11 protein-coding genes and 1 pseudogene are annotated in these 17,225 nt (G+C 39.7%); 2 read left to right on the top strand and 10 right to left on the bottom strand.

Features of this window, described 5'->3' with window-relative positions; all coding sequences use genetic code 11:
* Positions 1 to 86: 86 nt before the first annotated feature.
* The 7 genes from deoC to pnp form a co-directional block, all read right to left on the bottom strand.
* Positions 87 to 860 (bottom strand): deoxyribose-phosphate aldolase, encoded by a 774-nt coding sequence (gene deoC, locus HNW13_RS01865; RefSeq protein ID WP_101085722.1) that lies wholly within the window; start codon positions 858 to 860, stop codon positions 87 to 89.
* A gap of 379 nt (positions 861 to 1,239) precedes the next feature.
* Positions 1,240 to 2,124 (bottom strand): outer membrane protein OmpK, encoded by an 885-nt coding sequence (locus tag HNW13_RS01860; RefSeq protein WP_162022532.1) that lies wholly within the window; start codon positions 2,122 to 2,124, stop codon positions 1,240 to 1,242.
* 359 nt (positions 2,125 to 2,483) lie between these two features.
* Positions 2,484 to 3,746 (bottom strand): NupC/NupG family nucleoside CNT transporter, encoded by a 1,263-nt coding sequence (locus HNW13_RS01855; RefSeq protein ID WP_101085726.1) that lies wholly within the window; start codon positions 3,744 to 3,746, stop codon positions 2,484 to 2,486.
* A gap of 177 nt (positions 3,747 to 3,923) precedes the next feature.
* Complete coding sequence (locus tag HNW13_RS01850; protein WP_101085728.1) at positions 3,924 to 4,685, bottom strand: TatD family hydrolase; 762 nt, start codon at positions 4,683 to 4,685, stop codon at positions 3,924 to 3,926.
* Positions 4,686 to 4,953: 268 nt separating this feature from the next.
* Positions 4,954 to 6,534, bottom strand: a complete 1,581-nt coding sequence (gene prfC / locus HNW13_RS01845; RefSeq protein WP_101085732.1) for a peptide chain release factor 3 — start codon at positions 6,532 to 6,534, stop codon at positions 4,954 to 4,956.
* A gap of 76 nt (positions 6,535 to 6,610) precedes the next feature.
* The gene (gene nlpI, locus HNW13_RS01840; RefSeq protein WP_101085734.1) at positions 6,611 to 7,522 is read right to left on the bottom strand and encodes a lipoprotein NlpI; all 912 of its coding nucleotides are present in this window, start codon (positions 7,520 to 7,522) and stop codon (positions 6,611 to 6,613) included.
* Between the two features lie 147 nt (positions 7,523 to 7,669).
* Positions 7,670 to 9,766, bottom strand: a complete 2,097-nt coding sequence (gene pnp, locus HNW13_RS01835; protein WP_192114422.1) for a polyribonucleotide nucleotidyltransferase — start codon at positions 9,764 to 9,766, stop codon at positions 7,670 to 7,672.
* A 397-nt stretch (positions 9,767 to 10,163) separates the two neighbouring features.
* On the opposite strand from pnp, the gene HNW13_RS01830 reads away from it, so the two are divergent.
* Both HNW13_RS01830 and HNW13_RS01825 read left to right on the top strand, forming a co-directional pair.
* Entirely contained in the window at positions 10,164 to 12,200 is a 2,037-nt protein-coding gene (locus HNW13_RS01830) for an EAL domain-containing protein (RefSeq protein WP_162022528.1), read from the top strand.
* 248 nt (positions 12,201 to 12,448) lie between these two features.
* Positions 12,449 to 12,967: pseudogene (locus tag HNW13_RS01825) on the top strand (IS3 family transposase); the annotation flags it as partial.
* A gap of 22 nt (positions 12,968 to 12,989) precedes the next feature.
* Here the strand turns inward: HNW13_RS01825 and HNW13_RS01820 are convergent.
* The 3 genes from HNW13_RS01820 to HNW13_RS01810 are packed head-to-tail and all read right to left on the bottom strand — an operon-like array spanning position 12,990 to position 17,220.
* Positions 12,990 to 13,295: a TapY2 family type IVa secretion system protein gene (locus HNW13_RS01820; protein WP_192114421.1), complete on the bottom strand. Its 306-nt coding sequence runs from the start codon at positions 13,293 to 13,295 to the stop codon at positions 12,990 to 12,992.
* Entirely contained in the window at positions 13,292 to 13,684 is a 393-nt protein-coding gene (locus HNW13_RS01815) for a type IV pilin protein (protein WP_192114458.1), read from the bottom strand. The genes HNW13_RS01820 and HNW13_RS01815 overlap by 4 nt, the downstream gene beginning before the upstream one ends.
* A 17-nt stretch (positions 13,685 to 13,701) precedes the next feature.
* Positions 13,702 to 17,220, bottom strand: a complete 3,519-nt coding sequence (locus HNW13_RS01810; RefSeq protein WP_192114420.1) for a PilC/PilY family type IV pilus protein — start codon at positions 17,218 to 17,220, stop codon at positions 13,702 to 13,704.
* Positions 17,221 to 17,225 lie beyond the last annotated feature (5 nt).

Genomic DNA, 17,225 nt, shown 5'->3' with positions numbered 1-17,225 from the left:
CTTTAATAATAGGATGCTATCAAGTGATAGCGCCTCAGTACGACAATGATCCAAGGCCATACTGAGATTTTTGACTATCTATGCGATTAGTAACCTGAAGTAGGCTTAGGGGTATCAACTAATTCTAATGTATGTAATAAGCTATTTAATAAGCTAGATGCACCAAAACGGAAAGTTTGTGGGGTAACCCAATCAGCACCCAAAATGCGCGCAGCCAAGTCTAAAAACTCTGCTGTTTGTGCTGCATCACGAACACCGCCGGCAGGCTTAAAGCCTACATTGCGATTTTTCTCACTGATTACAGTTAGCATAATTTCAGCCGCTTCAAGTGTGGCGTTCACCGGTACTTTACCCGTTGATGTTTTAATAAAATCAGCACCGGCATCGATAGCTAATTCTGATGCTTTACGGATCAAAGCTGGATCTTTCAACACACCAGATTCGATGATAACTTTTAAAATCGCATCATCGCCGCACTCTTCCTTACAGGCTTTAACCAATTCAAAACCGACGGTTTCGTTACCTTCCATTAATGCACGGTATGGAAACACAACATCGACTTCATCAGCACCATAGGCAACTGCGGCACGAGTTTCTAGTACTGCGATGGCAATATCATCATTACCGTGTGGAAAATTAGTTACGGTTGCAATTTTAATGTCTTCACAATCAAGTTCATTTAGTGTTTTACGTGCAATAGGAATAAAACGAGGATAAATACAAATTGCGGCAGTATTACCTGCTGGAGACTTGGCTTTATGGCACAAATCGATGACCTTTTGATCAGTATCATCGTCATTTAAAGTGGTTAAATCCATTAATTCAATACCACGTTGTGCCGCTTTTTTTAAATCAGTCATAATTGCTCTCCGAAACGATAAATCAAAGTTGATAAATTTTTTTCAGGCAACACTATGTAGCTGGCATATGATTATAATTATGGCCGGGCCTTCAGTATTGCCAGTAAATCTTACTACTATTTACTAACCTAAGTATTCAATCTGATAACGAGTACCACGACTTGAATCCTTGAAGACCGGAAAAGATAAAACAAAGATAATTGTTTCAACTGTTCCGCGAAAAATCCATTTTAGCGCGTAAAAATAAAACTTTGTAGGGTACAAACTTTTATATAAAAACACTCTTATTAGACAATGATTTTAAATGAAAGTTCGATTTGCATTTATTGTAAAATATGGAGCCGCTAAACGCGGCTCCAACAACTCATATACAAAAAAACTAGATTTTGTAAGTTGCGGTTAGGAAGTGAGTCCAACCTGTTGTATTCAAACCATCAAAGAACTGATTCTTAAATGCATTGTCATTTAAGCCGTATGAGTGGTAGAAGTATTTAGCACCATAACCTAAAGCAAAACGGTCTGTATGGTAGTAAAGACCTAAGAAACCAGCGCCACCGTGTTCAGTGTTGTTATAGTTACCATCACTGTTTTGGCCTGAATATTCTTCGTCCATGTCAAATTGGTAATCAACATAACCTTGGAAAGATAAAAAGCTCTTGTCATCGAAGAAAACAAATGGCTTGAACCAGTTAGCTGAGAATTGGTAACCATTCCAGTCTTTACGGTTAATATCATAACTAGCGAACATGTTCATGCCAGTTTTACCTAACCATGGAACCATTACATCCGCACCAACACCCCAGAAAGACATGTTAACGTCGCCAGCACCATTACCATCGGTATTGATAGCGCCGCCACCCCAGTTAAATAGAGTAGATAAATATACTTCTTGAACTGGGCCGAAAGATAAATCTTTACCAGTAATAGCATCAAGAGAAAAACGAGGAGCTAACTTCATGAACATTTTGCTCGCGCCGTCAGCTTTATCGCCTGAATCACTGTTGCCTAAGTTGAAAACATCAACATAACCATATAGGTCAACAAAACCAGAACGTCCACCAAACTCCATCTCTAAATAGTTATGGGTAGCTTCATCTTCGTTTGCAATTGGATGCTCATCGATTGCGTACATAATGTTAAACTGCATCCACTTATAATCATTAGCGTGAATGTCACCAGTTTGTTCAGCAGCAGAAACAGTAAATGCAGAGCCCGCTAGTGCAACGGTACTTGCTAATACTAAAGTATTTAATTTTTTCATCATCAACCCCATGTATATTATTTAACTATCTTCTTGGATAGCACTTCTTTTTAATCATTCGTATTTTACCGTTACTGATATAAATCTCAATATTTAATCGATAAAAAACGAATACAAAATTCTTTTTTGTGAACAATGTCGCGACTTTTTGTCCACACATCATTAACAATTTGACATTTCAATCTTGACTAGAGAATTTAATGCATCCTCTTTTGCAATCACTAAAACAGCATAACTTCGTATTGGGAAACGGTGGATTAACACAAAAATCAATAACAACTTTATTACAAAACTGGGTCTCTAATAATTATTAAAGTAAAGACCCAGCTGTAGGAGGTATTCCCCCTGGAATTACTCTTAACTTAGATAGCTAAGAATAAACCGGCTAATGTCGCGCTCATTAAGTTAGCTAATGAACCAGCGATAACAGCACGGATACCTAGTTTTGCAAGGTCATGGCGACGTGAAGGAGCCATAGCACCTAAACCACCAAGTAAGATTGCAATAGAAGATAAGTTAGCGAATCCACACAATGCGAAAGAGATAATCGCTTTAGTACGGTCTGACATCATTGCGCCAGTTTCAGCTACTACTTTAAAGCCTTCAGCAGATGCATCAAGTAGATACGGAGCGAAGTTTAAGTAAGCAACAAATTCGTTAACAACAATCTTTTGACCGATGAAAGAACCAGCAACAAGCGCTTCGTTCCAAGGTACACCGATTAAGAAAGCTAGAGGCATAAAGATATAACCAAGGATAAGTTCTAGCGTAATACCCTCTAAACCGAACCAACCTGTTACGCCACCGATGATACCGTTGACCATTGCAATTAATCCAACGAATGCGATCAACATAGCACCAACGTTCAATGCAAGGTGCATACCTGATGCAGCACCTGAAGCAGCAGCATCTAACACGTTTGCTGGCTTATCAGGATCATCTGGTAAATCGTCCATTTCATTGATAGCCGCTTCTGTTTCTGGGTGCATCAGTTTAGCCATTAATAGGCCACCTGGTGCCGCCATGAATGACGCTGCAACTAAGTATGCAATTGGAACACCCATTTGCGCGTAACCCGCTAATACAGAACCAGCGATTGATGCTAAACCACCCACCATGATGGCGAATAACTCTGATTGAGTCATAGTAGCAATAAACGGACGCACAACTAGCGGTGCTTCAGTTTGACCAACGAAAATGTTCGCTGTTGCTGACATTGATTCAGTGCGGCTTGTGCCTAATGCTTTTTGTAGACCGCCACCAATAATGCGGATGATCCACTGCATAATGCCTAAATAGTAAAGCACTGCAATTAAAGAAGAGAAGAATATAATGACAGGTAATACGTTGATGGCGAAAATAAAACCAACTTTAAAGTTAGCTAAATCACCAAATAAGAAGCTAGTACCTGCTTGTGCATAACTAATCACACTTGATACTGCGTCAGAAACACCTTTCAGAATATCTTTACCGATTGGAACATATAATACGAAACCAGCGAAGAATGCTTGAATTGCTAAAGCACCACCAACGGTACGTACACTAATTGCTTTTCTATTATTTGATAGTGCAAAACCTATCAATAGTAAGGTGACCACCCCTACTAAACTCATTACTATATCCATTAATCATCACCCTTTTGTTAACAGTTTTTTTGAATGTTGTTAACTCACCTAATTTCCGCTGATGATTATAACTGAGCGTGAAACGAAAAGCGTCGTTTTGATCAAGTTTTTAAAGTTTAATTTCAAACCCTTACGACATTAAAAACAATTTATGTCTCTATGTTCATTAAAAAACAATTAAAGCTCAAACAGTTGCAATGCATTTTTATTCAACTGTTCTAATATACAAACAGTCGGCTTTTTCTTTAAAAATGCGATTTCGGACACAATTCGAGGAAGAATAAGAGGGGTATTACGTGATTTAGGATGATCAAAAGGAGGCATACTTGGTGAATCAGTTTCCAATAAAAAGTGCTCTAAAGGTAAATTAACCACTGTTTCTCGAAGCTTTTTCGCACTTGGATTGAGTATTAAAGCACCAACACCTAATTTAAAACCGAGTGAAATATAACGTTTCGCAATTTCACTATTGCCATAGAACCCATGCACTACGCCGCCTTTAGGCAGTCTAATATGTGCCAACATTGACAATAATTCTTGGTGAGCTTTAACAGCATGTAAAATGACGGGTAATTGGTAAATTTGAGCAAGCGATAACTGTTTCTCAAGTAACAACAATTGTTTATCCGACCAATGGTGCAATTTATCCAGCCCACACTCCCCAACAGCAACCAAACGCCTATTCTTGCTATATTGTTGTATCGTTGCTTCAAGCTTAATAATGGCAGCATCAATGTCCTCAGGCACGTACCAAGGATGAATACCAAGGGAGAAATAACAATTAAACTGCTGTGCTATTAGAATTTGCTTTTGCCATTTATCAACCGACACACCAGGTAAAATAGCAGAGCTAATACCATGGCGATGCATGGCATCAAATAATTGTGTTCTATCATCATCGAACTCTGACATGTCGAGATGAGCATGAGTATCAATCATAAGGTTGCTCTTTTTTATTGCCATTCTGATTTATGACGGGCTCAGATGTCGATGCTTCATTTTTAGGTTCGCTCAATCGTGGTACACAGCTGCGTTTATTTTCTAGGGTTAACCCCATCTCATCACACCATAAAATGTACCTTTGCCAGGGTTTTACAATAAATAGCCTAAAAATAGCCTTAATCATCTTAATTCCCTGTTAAAAATAATAATAAAAAAGGCGGCACAGCCACCTTTTTTAACATATCTGTAAAAAACTTCTTAACATTTAATGTTCGCGTGTTTTGGCAAACTCAACATCAGGGTAGCGTTCCATCGATAAGTTTAGATTCACCATAGTAGGAGCAATATAGGTCAAGTTATTACCGCCATCTAGGGCTAAATTTTGACTACATTTACGTCGAAACTCTTCTAATTTACGCTCATCTTTGCAATACACCCAACGTGCGGTACTCACACTGATACCTTCGTAAATAGCTTCTACGTTATATTCACTTTTTAAGCGTCCAACAACTACTTCAAACTGTAGCACACCAACCGCACCTACGATTAAATCGTTAGAATCAATTGGTCTGAAGACCTGAACGGCTCCCTCTTCAGATAATTGCACTAACCCTTTAAGCAACTGCTTTTGTTTTAGTGGATCTTTTAAACGAATACGACGGAACATTTCAGGTGCAAAGTTTGGCACCCCAGTAAAGCGAAGTTTTTCGCCTTGAGTAAATGTATCACCAATTCGCATGGTGCCATGATTATGTAATCCAATAATATCGCCTGGGTACGCCACTTCGGCACGACTTCGATCACCAGCCATAAAGGTCAAAGCATCACTAACATTGACATCTTTACCGATGCGAACATGGTGCATTTTCATACCTTGTTCATATATACCCGAGCAAACACGCATAAAAGCAACACGGTCTCGATGTTTTGGATCCATATTGGCTTGTATCTTAAAAATAAAACCAGAAAACTTTTCTTCATCAGGCGTGACATTTCGTACATCACTTTCACGGGGAAGCGGCTTTGGAGCCCATTCCACGATACCATCCAAAATATGATCCACACCAAAGTTACCTAAGGCTGTACCAAAATATACTGGCGTAAGCTCGCCTTTTAGAAAAGCTTCTTGATTGAATTCATTTGAAGCGCCAGCGACCAGTTCCATTTCATCACGTATTTCAGAGGCATACGATCCAAGAACTTTATCTAATTCAGGATTATGTAATCCTTTGATAATACGCTCATCTTGAATTGTATGACCCATACCGCTCTGGTATAAAATGATTTCATCACGCAGAATATGATACACACCTTTAAATTCCTTACCTGAACCAATTGGCCAAGTAATCGGTGCACAAGCTATTTTTAAGATGTCTTCTACTTCATCCATCAATTCAATGGGATCACGAATATCGCGGTCACATTTGTTCATGAATGTCACAATAGGTGTGTCACGCAAGCGCGTCACTTCCATAAGCTTAATAGTACGATCTTCGACACCTTTAGCGGAGTCGATAACCATTAAACATGAATCTACTGCGGTTAGTGTACGGTAGGTGTCTTCCGAAAAGTCTTCGTGACCAGGCGTATCAAGTAAATTGATGAGCGCGCCACCGTAAGGGAATTGCATCACAGAGGTGGTAATCGAAATACCACGATCTTTTTCCATTTCCATCCAATCAGATTTAGCATGTTGACCAGACTTTTTGCCTTTTACCGTGCCAGCCTTTTGTAAGGCATTTCCGAATAAAAGCACTTTTTCGGTGATGGTGGTTTTACCCGCATCGGGGTGCGAAATGATGGCGAAGGTACGACGCTTGTCGACCTCAACTTTATTGCCTGACATGTTAACCTTGCACTAGCCGCTAAAAAAGGCGCAAATTATAGCGCCTATCGATAGAATTGGCTAGGCAAAGTGTTTTTTAGCTCTTAGATGACAATTCGTTAGATTGTTGAATCATATTTTTCATTCTGGCTAATTCAATTCTCGCATAACGATGCTCAACAAAATCATAAATATTGGTGGCTAACGTTAAACGATAGAAATTAGCCGCTTGCTGATATTGACCATTTTCAGCAGCATGTTTCGCCAAGTAAAAATAGGCTTCACATAAACGTTCTGCATATTCTTTAGGCTGAGACAAACCTTCTTTTGCGGCAGCAAATACTTGTTCTTGATTTATCTTACCTAAGTAAAAATCGACTAACACACTAGACCAGTCTTTATCCTTTAACTGCTGACGCTGTATCGCAAGGTCTGCCAAAGCAGGCTTACTATCGATTGAGGAAGACATCAAATACAACCATAAAGCTCGATAACCGTCACTTGGGTCACGATCATAGAATGCTTTCATATCATCAACGGCTAATTCGTAACGTTCGCCATAATATAATGCAATACCACGATTTAAAAAGGCATAGTCATAGTTTGGTGACAGTTCGAGTACACCATCAAATGCTTCATAAGCACTATCAAACTCGCCTTCTTGAGTGTAATAAATACCAAGAAAGTTATATGCATCGGCTAGATCAGGTTGTAATTTTAATGCTTGATGAAAATCGATTCTGCCAAGTAGACGTAATCCGACACTGTCATAAATGACCCCTCGATCGTAATGAAAACGTGCACGTTGTTCGTCAGTTAACTCCATGGTAGCTAAAATTTCATTTAGCTTTGCGAGTGTCACTTCTAATTTATAATCAGGCATAACCGGCGCGACAATCATCTGCCCTGCAATATTATCATTTGAACCTAACGTTGCAGCACACCCTGACAACAACATACTTGCACCGACAACAACGGCAACGATTGTGGTGCGTAGTTTACATTCCATCCGCTTTACCTTATCAGGTTCTATTAATATTCAATATCATAGCAATCTGGCAATCTAAGAGCCATGCACATTACAGATTATTTTTTTATAGATAAAAAAAAGGAGATCAAATGATCTCCTTTTGTGTCGTTAAGCCTTTAAATTACATTACTCAGCAGTTTCTTTCGCTTGAGCTTCTTTAATTGATAGTCTTACACGACCTTGACGATCCACTTCCATTACTTTAACAGCAACTTCTTGGTTCATCTCTAAATGGTCTGACACGTTAGCAACACGCTCATCGCTAATTTGCGAGATGTGAACTAAACCGTCTTTACCAGGAAGAATGTTAACGAACGCACCAAAATCAACGATACGAATAACTTTACCGTTGTAGATACGGCCCACTTCAACTTCTGCAGTGATTTCTTCAATACGACGGATTGCTTCTTTAGTCGCTTCACCGTTTGAAGAGGCAATCTTCACAGTACCATTATCATCAAGCTCAATTGTAGTACCCGTTTCTTCGGTAAGCGCACGAATTACCGCACCGCCTTTACCAATAACGTCACGGATCTTCTCAGGGTTAATCTTGATGGTAGTGATTCGTGGAGCATGGGCAGAAATATCGTCACGATGTGAACCAATAGCTTGATCCATAACGTTTAGAATATGAACACGAGCACCATAAGCCTGTTGCAGTGCGATATCCATGATTTCTTTAGTGATACCTTCGATTTTGATATCCATCTGTAATGCAGTAATACCATCACGAGTACCGGCTACTTTAAAGTCCATATCGCCTAAGTGATCTTCATCGCCTAAGATGTCAGAAAGCACAACGAAATCGTCACCTTCTTTAACTAGACCCATTGCAATACCCGCAACAGAAGTCTTGATTGGTACACCTGCATCCATCAATGCTAATGAAGTACCACATACTGAAGCCATTGAGCTTGAACCGTTAGATTCAGTAATTTCAGATACAACACGAATGCTGTACGGGAATTCTTCAGCTGAAGGCATCACGGCATTCATACCACGCCATGCTAACTTACCATGACCGATTTCGCGGCGCTTAGGTGAGCCAACCATACCTGTTTCACCAACAGAATACGGAGGGAAGTTATAATGAAGCATAAAGCGATTAGTACGTTCGCCCATGATGCTATCAATCTTCTGCGCATCACGTTCAGTACCTAAAGTACAGGTTACTAATGCTTGAGTTTCACCACGTGTAAATAATGAACTACCGTGAGTACGTGGAAGTACACCCGCTAAAACACTTAACGCGCGGATCATATCTGGTTCACGACCATCGATACGAGGCTTACCACTGATAATACGGCCGCGAACAACGCTTTTCTCTAAACTACCGAGTAAGTTGTCTACTTCACGAGTATCAACATCTGGATTCTCTGCAACTAGTGCAGCTTTAGCAGTAGCTTTAACAATACCGACTTGTACATAGCGGTCTTGTTTAACTTCAATTTGGTAAGCTTCTGTCATGCCAGCTTCTGCAAGATCTTTGATTTTAGCAACTAACACTTGATCTTGAACTGGTGCAGTCCAATCCCATGTTGGTTTGCCAGCTTCAGCCTTGAACTCGGCAATAGCATCAACAACAACTTGTTGTTGATCATGTCCGTAAGTTACCGCACCTAACATGATTTCTTCTGCAAGCGCTTTAGCTTCAGATTCAACCATAAGTACAGCAGCTTTAGTACCCGCAACCACTAAATTTAGTGAACTTGTTGCAAGCTGATCAACTGTTGGGTTAAGTACATATTCATCGTTGATATAACCAACACGCGCAGCACCTAGTGGGCCACTGAAAGGAATACCAGAAATTGCTAACGCTGCTGAGGTACCAATCATCGAAACAATATCTGGCTCGATTTGTGGATCAACAGAAACCACAGTGATGATAACTTGAACTTCGTTTTTAAAACCGTTAGGGAATAAAGGACGAATAGGACGGTCAATTAGACGCGCAATCAGAGTTTCATCTTCTGATGGACGGCCTTCACGCTTGAAGAAACCACCAGGAATTTTACCTGCAGCATAGGTTTTTTCTTGATAGTTAACAGTTAGCGGGAAGAAGTCACGGCTTAAATCCGCTACTTTTTTACCAACTACAGTAACTAATACTGTGGTATCGCCCATGCTTGCTAAAACTGCAGCATCAGCTTGACGTGCAATAACACCTGTTTCTAAGGTGACTGTATGTTGACCATACTCAAAACTCTTTACAATTGGATTCACGTGACCCATTCCTTAATTTAATGACCTTTAATTACGCGCACAAGTATACTTCAATTAGACCGAATAGTTAAATAGACGCGAGTTACAGAATGTGAAAATCTTTAAAATAATCATTTTCCTACATGAGATCATCGTATTAACAAATGATTTAGACGTTATTAAGCAAAAAACTTTACGATTAAGTGACCTGAGGTTTGCTATTTGATTTGATTATTGATGACAAGACAGATGAATTTGACTAAAGTTGTAGCTAATAGTGTCAATTTTTGTAAGGGTTAACTAATTAATTAGCCACGTTAAGATTGATTTAATAGAACCTATAAATCATGAGTAACTTTAGCATTTTAAATGCTAAAAACAACGTAGAATTAGTCACTTATATGACATGGAATAATACATGACTGCCCGTTTTAAGTCTCTTACATGGAAACAAACTAACTTAGTGGTATTTACTGCTTTGTTTTTTGCAATTGCCATCTTTATCGTAGAAATTGCGTTAGTTGTTATAACGACTAAACAACAGCTTACAGCAGCACAGCAAGAACTACTCAATTCTGTCGAGCAAACCACTACGAATGCGGTATGGTCGTTAGATGACAAACTTGCTAGTCAAACACTCGAAGGCATCATCAAAGTAGATAACGTCGGATCAGCGGTCATTGAGCTTGATGATGGTTCGCTATTTGTATCTGTGGCCAATGAATCTGATGAGTTTTCCAATAACTACATATCGTTAAGTAATCGTCTTTTTGGTAATTTGAAAGAAATTTCCCGTTCGCTGTATCGTCCGTTCTACTTTGAAGGCAACAAACAACAGCAACTCATTGGCACATTGACCATTTTTTACGACACCCAAAAACTGACGACTAAACTCTTTAGTCAGCTACAACTTGGGCTAATAGCGACATTGGCTCGCGCACTATTGCTCACTTTAGTATTAACAGTGGTGTTTCATCGTTTTTTAACACAACCCATCGCACGCATTAGTGAAGCTATTGATAAAATTGATCCAGACTATCCAGATGAAAACTTGTTGCCGATGTCTCAAGCCCATAAAGATGATGAATTAGGCCTAGTGACCAGTAAATTTAATCAAATCTTATTACAGTTCAGCCAAACTCAAAATAAACTGCGAAAAATGGCGACGCGTGACCCATTAACAGGGCTACCGAATCGAACCTTATTGTTAGAAACACTCAATGTGACAATTCAACGTTCACGTGTTCATAAGCGAAATTTTGCACTACTTTTTATAGACTTAGATCGTTTTAAAAACGTCAATGACTCTTTAGGTCATGCATTAGGAGATCAATTCCTCGCCCGAATCGCACGTATTTTAGAAAGAGTGGTAGGTGATCGAGGTAGCGTAGCGCGCTTAGGCGGCGATGAATTTGTTATTTTAGCCGATGAAATTCAAACCCCGTCACAAGCAGCTGATTTTGTTGATAAGTTGCTGATCCAATTAAACACTCCAATTCAGCTAAACGAACATGCTATTCACCCAGCAGCGTCTATCGGTATATCGATATATCCCGAAGATGGTAACACCGCAGAGGATTTAATTCGTCATGCAGATATTGCCATGTACAGCGCTAAAGCCGCTGGTTCTAATCAATGGTCGTTCTTTAAACAACAAATGACCGAACGTGCTGCAGTAAGATTACGTACAGAAGCCTCGTTACACGATGCTTTGAAAAACAACGAGTTTTTATTATATTTTCAACCTAAATTTGACTTAAATACCAATAAAGTCGTCGGATGTGAAGCTCTTATTCGCTGGCAAAAAGACGGCCGATTAATAAGTCCTATGTCATTTATCCCTGTAGCCGAAGAAACCGGTATTATCATCCCTATTGGACGTTGGGTTATCGAGCAAAGCTGTAAAGTCATCAGGGAATGGCAACGTAAATATAATTATGCTATCCCTATTGCTGTGAATGTGGCCTCGCAACAATTTGCAGATGCCAGTTTAGTACCTGATATTAAACAATTGGCAATTCGTTACCAAATACGTCCGGAATTACTTGAAATAGAAATTACAGAAACGTCACTGATGAATGATGTTGAACAAGCAATTACCAAATTAGAACAACTCAAATCAGCGGGTTTTGGTATTGCGGTCGATGATTTTGGCACAGGATATTCTTCATTATCATATCTACGTCATTTGCCGATTACCACAATGAAAATTGACCGTGCATTTGTTAGCGATCTCCCAGAAGATAGCGCAATTGCGTCAACTATTTTAATGCTCGGGCGCCAGCTTGATTTGACCATTGTTGCTGAAGGTATTGAAAATATTCAACAACTTGAATGGTTAAAAGAAAATCAATGTGAAATCGGTCAAGGTTTTTACTTCAGCCAGCCATTACCCATAGAAGAATTTGAAGAAAAATATATTGCCTGCAATACCGCTAAAATAATGCATGTTTAACGGCAACAAACGCAAGCCTAAATCAGACATGCCAAAGTATTCTTTAGCGGCCAATTATGAATAAAGCTTGATCGTAAGAGTTGGGTTGGTCTGTGGCGAGTTAGTCACAATAAAGCGGTATTATCTAAAGGTGGCTGTCTTAACCTTCCGCAGGTTATATTACCTCATCTAAAGAGCTTAATTTTTTCGGCAAAATTGTAAGCATTCTCTATTCTCTATTCTCTATTCTCTATTCTCTAAAAAATTCTACTCAACCGGATCAACTGTGGTGTGGCGATGTGACGTATGTTTGGGTTGGTTATCGTTGGGCATATTTAGCGGTGGTTCTAGACCTGTTTTCCCGTAAACCTGTTGGGTGGGCGTTGTCATTATCGCCTGACAGCGAGCTGACATGCAAAGCCTTGAAAATGGCATTTGAGTTAAGGGGGAAACCTGAGAATGTGATTTGTCACAGCGATCAAGGTTCACATTACACAAGCTTGAAATTCAGACAATTATTATGGCGTCTTCAAATTGAGCAAAGTATGAGTCGTCGCGGGAATTGTTGGGATAACACGCCAATGGAGCGCTTCTTTAGAAGTTTGAAATCTGAATGAGTACCCGCCAGTGGTTATGGGAATTTTACAGAAACAGACAAAGCGATCACAAATTACATCACTGGATATTACAGTGAAACTAGACTTCATCAATATTATGGTGGGTTAACGCCAAATGAGTCAGAACGTTTATATTGGAGTGACTCTAAAGCAATGGCCAATTTTACTTGACCACTACAGTGCTAGCTATAAGTTAATAAGTTCTTTGCTCATCTAATTCTCGCACGTATGCATCTTTAAATTTTTTATCTTCTGCAATGCATTCAACAACTCGTTTAACCAATAAACGTTCGTTAGATATTGTTGGCACGTATTCCGCAAGTAGAGCACTTTGCTCTTGTATCGCTAATTTTTTTTCCCATTCAAACAAGGCAATATTTGGACCGTTGGGTGTTTGTATATGACATTTATACGGAATATAATCAGTTTCATCTTCTGCAAAAGCAGAATAAGTAATAAAAATATATAAAATTGCTGTAAATATTATGCTTATTCTCATTTCCAACACTCCGAAGGTGACTTAGCACCCGTTGAGGTTAACGATATCGTTGCACAAGCCGTATCACGAGTCGCTTGTACTCCAACAGCAGTAGCTGTCACGGTGTAATCATCACCACTCAGCGTTGTATCAACCTTATAATAGGTATTTTCAACAATCCAAGGATCTGCTTTCAACCCAAGTTTAGTCATATCAGTTGCAAAGCTACGATGATCTAAATAATACTGTTCTTGCAAATTGGCAACATGCATCACCCCTGCCAAACCGTCACCACGAGCACCTTTAGCAACAAACTGAGTATAATTAGGATATGCTATTGAAGCTAAGATCCCCACGATCACAACAGTGATCATCACTTCAATTAATGTGAATCCTTTCTGATTTATCATTGCTTTTTTACTCATCTTTATTCATCAATATGATAATAAATTTTATTAACGCCTGGACCAGCACCGATACATTTATTATCACCAGCAGCACAGCCATCACCCTCATCATCCACTTTATCCATATCATCACCAGCAGAGCCAATACCAATTAAATACATATAACTATCTGATGTACCATTTGGTGGTATGACTAACTGAGGCGTATCAGGTACTCGTGCGCCCATTTCTAAATATTCTTGAGTATATGAACGAGTACCTTTGTGTAAATCAAAGCCGTATAATCGACCCTCACCAGATGCAAGACATTGATTTGATGATGTCACATCGCCTGGAACATAAGAGGTAAAGTACACTTTTCCTTGAATGATTGTAGATGCCGATAAACTTTTTTCTCCTTTCGCGGCGAAGTTATAATACCAACCTCGTTTTGCACCAAACTCAATATTTTGCTGTTCAGTTGTCGGAGGCGTAGAAGATACATTATAAAGATTTGCTAACTCCAACGGAGCAGGTATCTCTTTACCTGCAGCGCCAGTAAACGATTTAGTCACGACATTACGGTCTTGTAACACAAAAAACTTGTCTGAGCGCGTTGTATCTAAAGGATGTGGCCTGTGACCACTGCCTACGGTAACTGCATCATAAGGAATATTCTGGTACGTCAAACTAGTAGTAGTATTACTATCAGCATCCGTCACTGACACTTGAGAAATGTTAGTAAATACTGTTTGCGCCACTGCAGGTTCGGCAAAAAAACGTCTATCGGTTGCTTGTGTAGAACCACCTAGACTCGCAAACTTAAACGCCGTCCACGGACTGGTAGAACTCGTCGGTGAAGCACTGGGTAAATCCATACGCCAAATATTAGCCCCTGTGTCAGTTGCATATAATCTGTCAGTCAATCTATCACCGTTACTGTCTAATATTGCAATACTATTTGGAATGCTATCAACAATACCAGGTAATTGTGTTCCACTAGAACCTGTACCAAATCGATACACTAGGGCTCCAGTTTCAGCGTTTAAAATATAAACACTGCGACCGGTAGTGTCATCAGTACCAACCCCTGCACCATCTTTTGTTGAAGGGTTATATCCACCGCCAATAATCACAACTGGAGATGCGGTACCAGCAGAGGTATTACCCGCTGGCACTCCTGGAATAAACGTGACCACAGGCTCAGCCCAAGACTGGCCCATATCACTCATCCCTGTGGAGCTCGGGTCAACTTTCCACATAAATTGTGGTGAATCAGGATTGGTAATGTTGAGCGCATAATAAGATTTCCCACCGCGGCGCATACCCACAAATAACCAAGCTTTATCAATTGCACCTGATGCATTTCTTTTTACATATGCAACAGGCGGGCTATCCATTCCGTAAACAGAATGAACGCCTGTTGGTACGTTTGCCCTTAACTCACGAAGGTTAGGCAGTAACTCTTGCGGCATAAATGACCAGGACTCTTCAATACTCGAACCACTGTCTTTAAACATGTGTAAAAAGCCTGCATTGGTGCCCAGTAAAATACGTATATCTGGTGAGCTTTCAGTACCATAGTTAATGGCTAACGGTTTAGAATGCAGTGGGTCGCCCATAATATCTGAGCGCTTATCTGTTGTTGAACCGTCTTTGTCTTCATCATCAACATCAATGCCGATCGCCCAATCGAATAATTTAGTTAACTCAGATGTGTCTACGCCCATAAAGGCAGCCAAGGCAGCTTCACTGCCAATACCTGGACTGGTTACAGCTTTTGATTTAGTGAAAGCTTCAATAGCGCCACCTGTACCAAAGTTCCCGTATAACGTTCGACTTGGCGTTGATTGAAGCTTAGTTAATGCTCCACCGATTTCAACATTATTACCATCACCGCCGCCGCTTGTGGCACTGCAGACAGCATCCGATGTCCAATAAGAACATGCCGACGAGGCCAAATTACCATCACCATCAATGGCATCATTACCATTTTTATCGACAACATCACCAGATCCAGTCACCTTAAATTTTTTCAAATTACCAATCCAACGAGGACCTTCGTTAGGTAAAAACATCGCGTAATAAACCGAGTCTAATGTTTGGGTTCTATCAAAGTTATTACTGGCAACTGATGGTGAAGTGAAACTTGAATTAGTTTCTAGAATATTAGAGAAGATAGATTGTAAAGCCTCTTGCAATCTTGCAGCATCGGATGCTGGAAAATATGCACCGCCGCCACGATTTGCTGTTTCTTGCAGAAGTGTTGCAACACTCGTTGCACCAGAACCATAACCAATGGTATAGGTCGATACAGTTTGTGTTCCATCAAGGCTAGTATTAACATCATTTGTGTTTAACCAGCCTGCTAGCGCAGCTAAATAACTACTTGAGTATCTATTACTGGTAGTTACACCTGAGAGACCTAAAACTTTACTATCTGCATCATTATCACTAACAGGAGCACCATCTGTAACATATATAATATAGGCCTTATCTTGACATTGTTTACCGACAAAAGGGGATGTGTAGACACCATTAACCTCTACAGTCAGGTCTCTAAATGGAGTTCGAGTAGGATCATCGTCACCATAATCAACACCTAAACCTGCAAAATAGCGGTAGGCTTCATAAAGGTTTTCGCATAAAGGGGTATTACCGCCAGCGGTAAAACTACCGATGGTGGTGAGTAAGTTGGATTTATTAGCATCATTATTCGTTGTTATGCCATATACAATTCTACCACCGTTTGTACTGCTACTAGTATTTCGGTTAAACACACTCAAACCGAAATCAACACCAGGTGTTGTAACAATTGTATCTTCAATTACCCGTTGGGCAACTTGTAGTCGAGAATAACTACTCTGAGTTTTAGTACTATGATACCAATCAACATACCTTTCGGTATATATTGTAATCGGTTGACCAATGCCAAAATTGGTTAATTTAGCTTTTGCGACGGCAGCATCAATTTCGGTTGAAGTCGATGAGTTATCGATAGCAGTATAACGAACAGGGTTTGAACTCACCCCTAAGCCATCGACAGGAAAACCGTTTGTTTCCTGACGGTTAGCATAATTCAATTCAGCTATATCTTCATAACAATCAACATATTGAATACCAGTTCCGTCAGTCAGAGGGAATTCAGACCATTCACCATTTTCACCAATATATTTGTGCTCACGAAGATATCCGGTAAACATACCATAATCTTTTAGATAGCGATCACTGACACCGCAACCATTAAACTTAGCTTCGAAATATTGGTTACTTGAAGACAAAGGAATATTACTACTGCTACGAGTAAAAAATAACTTAGTTGTTCCTCTTAAGCGAACGCCATTATTATTGACATTTTCATTACCACGGCTATAAGGATCGTCAGTCGAAAAACTGGTGCTCATACTGCCGGATGTATCAAAAATAATGAGTACCTGCGGTTTTGAGCCTGTACGTGCGGTAGACTCAAGTACATACAACTCAGTATCATCGGCAAAGCTGATGGATGAGTAAGCCAAAATTGCAAATAGCAATGTATAAGATAATTGTTTAAAAAACATGACTA

The sequence above is a fragment of the Shewanella sp. BF02_Schw genome, from assembly GCF_014596695.2.
Taxonomy (GTDB): domain Bacteria; phylum Pseudomonadota; class Gammaproteobacteria; order Enterobacterales; family Shewanellaceae; genus Shewanella.
Note: the sequence above shows the minus strand (reverse complement) of the source record. Positions and strands in the feature narration are given on the sequence as shown.

Coding starts and splice junctions, on each gene's coding strand:
- deoC (WP_101085722.1), bottom strand. CDS start 860: ATGACTGATTTAAAAAAAGCGGCACAACGTGGTATTGAATTAATGGAT.
- HNW13_RS01860 (WP_162022532.1), bottom strand. CDS start 2,124: ATGATGAAAAAATTAAATACTTTAGTATTAGCAAGTACCGTTGCACTA.
- HNW13_RS01855 (WP_101085726.1), bottom strand. CDS start 3,746: ATGGATATAGTAATGAGTTTAGTAGGGGTGGTCACCTTACTATTGATA.
- HNW13_RS01850 (WP_101085728.1), bottom strand. CDS start 4,685: ATGATTGATACTCATGCTCATCTCGACATGTCAGAGTTCGATGATGAT.
- prfC (WP_101085732.1), bottom strand. CDS start 6,534: ATGTCAGGCAATAAAGTTGAGGTCGACAAGCGTCGTACCTTCGCCATC.
- nlpI (WP_101085734.1), bottom strand. CDS start 7,522: ATGGAATGTAAACTACGCACCACAATCGTTGCCGTTGTTGTCGGTGCA.
- HNW13_RS01830 (WP_162022528.1), top strand. CDS start 10,164: ATGACTGCCCGTTTTAAGTCTCTTACATGGAAACAAACTAACTTAGTG.
- HNW13_RS01820 (WP_192114421.1), bottom strand. CDS start 13,295: ATGAGAATAAGCATAATATTTACAGCAATTTTATATATTTTTATTACT.
- HNW13_RS01815 (WP_192114458.1), bottom strand. CDS start 13,684: ATGATAAATCAGAAAGGATTCACATTAATTGAAGTGATGATCACTGTT.
- HNW13_RS01810 (WP_192114420.1), bottom strand. CDS start 17,220: ATGTTTTTTAAACAATTATCTTATACATTGCTATTTGCAATTTTGGCT.